This is a genomic window from Reyranella sp. (assembly GCF_050185545.1).
GTDB lineage: Bacteria > Pseudomonadota > Alphaproteobacteria > Reyranellales > Reyranellaceae > Reyranella.
In genome coordinates this window covers 1-5,576 of sequence record NZ_JBFWZI010000309.1, presented here as the reverse complement: position 1 = coordinate 5,576, position 5,576 = coordinate 1, and the positions used below count along the sequence as shown (strand labels likewise).

The 5,576-nt window shown below is 69.0% G+C and carries 7 protein-coding genes; 5 read left to right on the top strand and 2 right to left on the bottom strand.

Annotation, left to right across the window (positions count from 1 at the left end):
* Positions 1 to 710 (top strand): CoA transferase (locus AB7O82_RS36910; protein WP_428621774.1); only part of this gene is annotated, 710 nt, incomplete at its 5' end.
* A gap of 175 nt (positions 711 to 885) precedes the next feature.
* Here the strand turns inward: AB7O82_RS36910 and AB7O82_RS36905 are convergent.
* Both AB7O82_RS36905 and AB7O82_RS36900 read right to left on the bottom strand, forming a co-directional pair.
* The gene (locus AB7O82_RS36905; RefSeq protein WP_428621772.1) at positions 886 to 1,494 is read right to left on the bottom strand and encodes a hypothetical protein; all 609 of its coding nucleotides are present in this window, start codon (positions 1,492 to 1,494) and stop codon (positions 886 to 888) included.
* An 8-nt stretch (positions 1,495 to 1,502) separates the two neighbouring features.
* Positions 1,503 to 2,378 carry a sulfurtransferase gene (locus AB7O82_RS36900; protein WP_428621770.1) on the bottom strand — a complete coding sequence of 292 codons (876 nt, stop codon included), beginning with the start codon at positions 2,376 to 2,378 and terminating at the stop codon, positions 1,503 to 1,505.
* A gap of 186 nt (positions 2,379 to 2,564) precedes the next feature.
* Between AB7O82_RS36900 and AB7O82_RS36895 the strand changes: the two genes are divergently transcribed.
* The 4 genes from AB7O82_RS36895 to AB7O82_RS36880 all read left to right on the top strand — a co-directional run bounded on the left by AB7O82_RS36895 (position 2,565) and on the right by AB7O82_RS36880 (position 4,940).
* Positions 2,565 to 2,984: a RidA family protein gene (locus AB7O82_RS36895; protein ID WP_428621769.1), complete on the top strand. Its 420-nt coding sequence runs from the start codon at positions 2,565 to 2,567 to the stop codon at positions 2,982 to 2,984.
* The gene (locus AB7O82_RS36890) at positions 2,981 to 3,112 is read left to right on the top strand and encodes a hypothetical protein (RefSeq protein WP_428621767.1); all 132 of its coding nucleotides are present in this window, start codon (positions 2,981 to 2,983) and stop codon (positions 3,110 to 3,112) included. Before AB7O82_RS36895 ends, AB7O82_RS36890 begins: the two co-directional genes overlap by 4 nt.
* A gap of 338 nt (positions 3,113 to 3,450) precedes the next feature.
* Entirely contained in the window at positions 3,451 to 3,639 is a 189-nt protein-coding gene (locus AB7O82_RS36885; RefSeq protein WP_428621766.1) for a hypothetical protein, read from the top strand.
* 80 nt (positions 3,640 to 3,719) lie between these two features.
* The gene (locus AB7O82_RS36880; protein ID WP_428621764.1) at positions 3,720 to 4,940 is read left to right on the top strand and encodes an HAD-IIIA family hydrolase; all 1,221 of its coding nucleotides are present in this window, start codon (positions 3,720 to 3,722) and stop codon (positions 4,938 to 4,940) included.
* Positions 4,941 to 5,576: the final 636 nt, after the last annotated feature.

The window sequence follows — 5,576 nt, the reverse complement described above, 5'->3', positions numbered from 1 at the left end:
TGCGCTCCATGCCGGGCATGGGCGACCATCCGACCGCGACCGCGCTCTACGCCGCCATCGTGACGGCGCTCTACCGGCGCGAGCGCACGGGCAGGGGCGGCGTGGCGCAGACATCGCTGCTGCAGAACGGCCTGTGGGCCAACGGCTGCTACGTGCAGAACCGGCTGTTCGGCGAGCATGTGGCGCACCGCCCGCCGCGCACGGAGACGCCGAGCGCGCTCGCCAACCACTATCGCTGCCGCGACGGGCGCTGGTTCCTGATGGCGCTGCACAACGAGGCGCGCCAGCTCGCCGGCTTCCTGAAGGCGATCGAGGCCGAGCACCTGGCGGCCGATCCGCGCTTCGAGACGCAGCTGGCGCGGCGCGCCAACGCCAAGGTGCTCACCGAGATCCTCGAGGCGATCTTCGCCAAGCGCGACCTCGAGGAGTGGCGGGTCGTTCTCGAGCGCGCCGGCGTGACCTTCGGCCCGGTAGCCTCGGTCAACGAAGCGGCCGACGACGCCCAGGCGCGCGCCAGCGGCGCCCTGGTCCCCTTCGCCGACGGCGGCGGCCTCACGGTGTCGAGCCCGTTCCATCTCGACGGCGAAACCAAGGTCGCCCCGGCCCGCGCCCCGGCCGTCGGGCAACATTCGGAGGTGCTGCTGCGCGAGGCCGGTTACTCGGCCGACGAGATCGCGCGCTTGAAGGCGCTCGGGGTGCTGCAGCAGTGATGCTTCATCCTCCCCGGCTCCGCCGGGGAGGTGTCGCCGCCATGCGGCGAAGGAGGGGTCATGTGCTGGGAGCGCGCCACTCCGATGGCGCTCTTCTGGCTGATCACACATCCCATGAGCGCCATCGACGGCAGAGGTTACTCCGCCTCAAGTGGCGCGCTCCCAGCGCATGGCGTCACCGCCGCGGCTCGTTTATCACCTCGTAGGTGCAGGCGAACGCCGCACGGGCGACGCGATAGGTGTCCTTCGCGTTGTCCGGGTTCTGCACGATCAGGTCGCCCGGCCGGGCGATCATCGCCTCGCCCCACGGCGCGGTGAAGCGGAACGCGCCGTCGCCGTCCGCCACCGTGACGAAGCGCATCGGGTTGCCGCGCGGGCGATACGGCAGCCAGCCTTCGGCATCGGCGGCGCCGATCGGCCCCCCGATTGGGCCGTCGTAGCGAGCGGCGAAGGTCGCGGCGCGCACCAGGATCTCCTCGTTGCCGGTCTCGGGACAACGGTTGCGCACCACCCAGTCGCCGGCGGCGGCGGGCGGACTTTGTGTCTCCTTGCCCTGGCCCTTGATCATGGTGACCACGATCTCGCCCGGTCGGGCCGGCCGCGCGTCGACCGGTTGCGTCTTGCGGGCGAGGCCGACGCCACGCTCGGCCGCGGCCCTGGCGAACCAGGCCGTGATGTCGACGACGTCCTGCGCCGGCGCCTGCGGCGCGGCCGACGCCAGGCCGAGCGCGGCCAGCGCTGAGACGAGCGCCGCTGTGCGACGGCGCGACCGAACGACGGGCATCGGCTGCCTCAGTCGGTCTCGATCGGCAGCGATTCCGTCTTCGCCCATTCGCCCATCGAGGCGTCGTAGAGCGTGATGTCGTCGTGGCCGAGCTGGTGCAGCAGGAAGAGGTCGATGGTGGCGGAGATGCCGCCGCCGCAGTAGCAGATCGTGCGCTTGTCCTTCGTCACGCCCTGGGCGGCGAATTTCTGCGCCGCGTCGCCGAGCGTGGTGAAGGCCTTGGTCGCCGGATCGACCAGCGTGGCGGCCGGCACGTTGACGCTGCCCGGCACGCGGCCCGGCCGGCCGTAGCGGCTGGGCTCGAGCCCGCGATGGAATTGCGGGCCGAGCGCGTTCACCGTCACGGTGTCGGGTCGGCCGATGGCGGCCTTCACCGCCGCCGCATCGACGAACATCCCGGCACGAGGCGTGGCGACGAAGCGCGCCGCCGGATAGCCGCGCGGCGCGCCCGTCTCGATCGGCCGGCCCTCGGCTTTCCACTTGTCGAAGCCGCCGTCGAGCACCGCCGCGTCGTCGAAGCCCAGCGACCGCAGCATCCACCAGAAGCGCGTCGCCCACATCATCGTGCCGATGCTGTAGAGCACCACGCGCGTGCCCGGCCCGACGCCGTGGCGGCCGAACGCTGCCTCGAGCCGGCCGACCGGCGGCATCATGAAATGCAGAGGCGTGCCGGTGTCGGAGAACTCCCCCTGCAGGTCGAGGAAATCGGCGCCGGGCACGTGGCCGTCCTCGAACGTCTTGCGGCCGGGCACCGCGTGGTAGGGCTCGGGCGAGCCGGCGGGCGTCGGCTCGAGCCAGGTCGTGCAGTCGAACACGCGCAGCTTGGGATCGCCGAGCGCGGCGGCGAGAGTGGCGGTGTCCAAAAGGGCGCGCGGGTCGCGCATGGCAATGTCTCCTCCGGGGTTTGCGGCAACGTCACACCGGCGGCGGCGGTTGGCAACGGGGCCGACTCATGTACTGGACCGCGGGCGTCTCGCCCGCTCTTCTTCTTCATCTTCATGAGCGGGCGGGACGCCCGCGGTCCAAAAGAAATGATAGGCTCCTTCCAATCACCCCGGAGGAACCCGTCCATGCCCGCATCCGACATCGCCTACACGCCGGTCCTGCCCGAGGGCTGGCCGCGTCCGCGCGGCTTCTCGCACGCCGTCGTGGCCACCGGCACGAAGAGCGTGCGCATCGCCGGCCAGATCGGCCGCGAGCCCGGCCAGGCGCACATTCCGGCGGGGACCGACGCCGGCGCGCAGTGGGGCGTGGCGCTCAGGAATCTCCTGACGGTGCTGAAGGCGGCGGGCGGCGAGCCGACGCACCTGGTGGCGCTGCGCGCCTACGTCACCGACATCGCCGAGTTCAACGCTGCCGGCGCCGCGATCGGCGCGGCGTGGGGTGCAACGCTCGGCCGCCACTTTCCGGCGATGACGCTGGTCCAGGTCTCGGCCCTGATCGATCCCAACGCCAAGGTCGAGATCGAGGGCGACGCGATCCTGCCGTGAGCGATGGGCCTGCCGTGAGCGACCGGCCGCCCGGCGCACCGAATGCGGCTGCGCCGATCGTGGCTGAAGCGAACCTGTCCGCGCTGATCCTGGTCCTGTGTGGTGCCGGGCCGGGCAGCGGCAACTGACGGCGCGTCGGCGGCTGGAGCTTTCCGGCGCGCGGCCGGCTCGCCTTGCGCGAGACGGACGACGAGTCGGTTGGCCAGCGCGGCTTTCGCGGACTGCCATGGGGCGTCGGCGATCCGGCGGCGGCGTGCCTCGACTCGCCGCACTGGGCGAGCGTGCGCCTCGACGCGGAGGACATGCCGGGCGTGACGACCGGCGCCGTGCTCGAGTTCCCGGGCGGCACCGTGATCTACCGCGGCGATCCGCGCGGCGCTCTGCATCGGCGATCCCACCGAGATCGTCTATTGCTTCGACCACTGGCAGGACTTCAGTGTATTCGCGCCGCAGGATGCCCGCGCCGGTGCCGGACGCCGGCGAGACGGTCGGCGGCCCTAACCCGGCGTGCTACTGGCAGGAGGTCCTGGACGCCATCGAGGTCCTCGATGCCGACCGCTTCATCCCCTTCAAGGCGCACATCAAGCTGATCGACGGCCGGCCGGGCCGCGACGAGGGCTCTTACGATCAGGAGGCAAATCCCGTATACCGCTGACGGTCGCTCAACCTGAGGCTCCAGCCGAGACAGCTCGACGTGAAAGCGCAGCCTGACGTTACCAGTAGCGGAGCGGTCGCGTGAGCGTCGACCAGGCGGTATTCCTCGTCGGTGGTCTCGGGACCCGGCTGAAGGACCTGACCCGGCAGACGGCCAAGCCGATGCTGCCTGTCGGCGGACGGCCCTTTCTCGACTATCTGCTGGAGGAGGCAGCGCGCCACGGCGTGAAGCGCGCTCTGCTGTTGTGCGGCTACAAGGCGGGCGATATCAGGCGGGCCTACGACGGCCGCACGATGCGCGGCATGCGCATCGAGACGGCGGTCGAACCCTCACCTGCCGGCACGGCCGGGGCACTGGCGCTGTCGGCCGAGCGACTGGATGACCGCTTCTTCCTGGTAAACGGCGGTTCCCTGCTCGATTTCAACTGGCTGTCACTGCTTCCTCGCACGCCCAATACGCCGCCTGGCTTGGTCCACATGGCGCTCGCCAGCGGCATATCCGGCACGCGCTTCGTCCGGGTCGCCATCGAGCACGGCAAGGTGCGGCGCTTCGCGCCATCGGGCCCGCCGGGCGAGCTGATCAGTGCCGGCGTCTACCTGATGGACAAGCAAATCTTGTCGTGGATAGGATCGGCGCCGTGTTCGCTCGAACGCGACGTGCTGCCCGATCTGGCGCGCGCCGGCGCGCTCGCCGGGCGTATCATCGAGGGTCCGTTCATTGACATCGGCATCCCGGAGGATTTCGAGCGCGCCCAGACCTTCGTGCCGAGCCTGACGCGCCGGCCGGCCGCCTTCCTCGACCGCGATGGCGTGCTGAACGTGGACACTGGCTATGTCCATCGCACCGACCAGGTCCGCTGGGTGACCGGTGCGCAGAAGGCCGTGCGGTCGCTCAACGACGCCGGCTACTTTGTGTTCGTGGTGACCAACCAGGCCGGTATTGCCCGCGGCCTCTACGAGGAGGCACATGTTGTCGCCCTGCACCAATGGATGGGCGAGGAGCTCGGCCGACATGGCGCACATATCGATTGCGCCGAGTATTGCCCGTTCCATCCCGACGGCACGATCGAGCGCTACCGGCGCGTCTCCGACCTGCGCAAGCCCAGTCCCGGCATGATCAGGAAGCTGATGGCCGACTGGACCGTCGACGCCTCGCGGTCATTTATGATCGGCGATCGCGAGAGCGACGTCGAAGCAGCCGAAGCAGCAGGTATTCCCGGGTATCTCTTCCCCGGCGGCAACCTGTTCGAGTTCCTCAACTCGCTTTCTCTGCCCCAACGAAGAACTGCCGACCCCGATTGATCTCGAGAACCGCGTCGATCGCCGCTTGGGGCGACGGCCCCCGGGGCGCCGGCTGCGGCGTTCTGATCCGCTTCGATCGGCCCCATGATCTTCGCTCCGCGGCACTGACAGCGGCCATTCAGCGAACCAGCTATGGCACTCATGGCACTCGCATAACCCCAAGGTGCTTACAGAGCGCCAAGGCGACGATGTCAGGCCGTCTCGTGGCGTTGTCAGGTTGGTCTTGTTGCAAAAAGACGCAAACCTTACCGGCACCGAGTTGGACCTGTGCCGTCTGCCCTTCGAATGCGATTGGCCCCATGGCCATTGGAGTTGGCGCGGTTTGCGACGAGCGCGAACTTCTGCGCTAGGATGCGACCTATCCTAATTGAGTTGGGAGACGTGCATGCCTCATCCTGCAAAGCAATCCGACCTGAGAGAGATGATCGTGCTTATGCAACGCCGCCTACACCACATCCAAGGATCTCTGGTCCATCTCACCAATCGCGCCGCTGAGGCGGAACTGCGCGGGTGAAGTGGACCCCGTAGTGTGGACCACCGGAGAGGGGCTGTTAGTTGAAGAGCAGGCCGTTCCTTTCTTCCCTTTTTACTTCTTCAAGCGATCATTGTCTTTGGTAGTTGCGGCTGTGGGCATGT

What these genes read in the sequence shown, in the direction of transcription:
- AB7O82_RS36905 (WP_428621772.1), bottom strand. Translation starts at nt 1,494, where the DNA reads ATGCCCGTCGTTCGGTCGCGCCGTCGCACAGCGGCGCTCGTCTCAGCG.
- AB7O82_RS36900 (WP_428621770.1), bottom strand. Translation starts at nt 2,378, where the DNA reads ATGCGCGACCCGCGCGCCCTTTTGGACACCGCCACTCTCGCCGCCGCG.
- AB7O82_RS36895 (WP_428621769.1), top strand. Translation starts at nt 2,565, where the DNA reads ATGCCCGCATCCGACATCGCCTACACGCCGGTCCTGCCCGAGGGCTGG.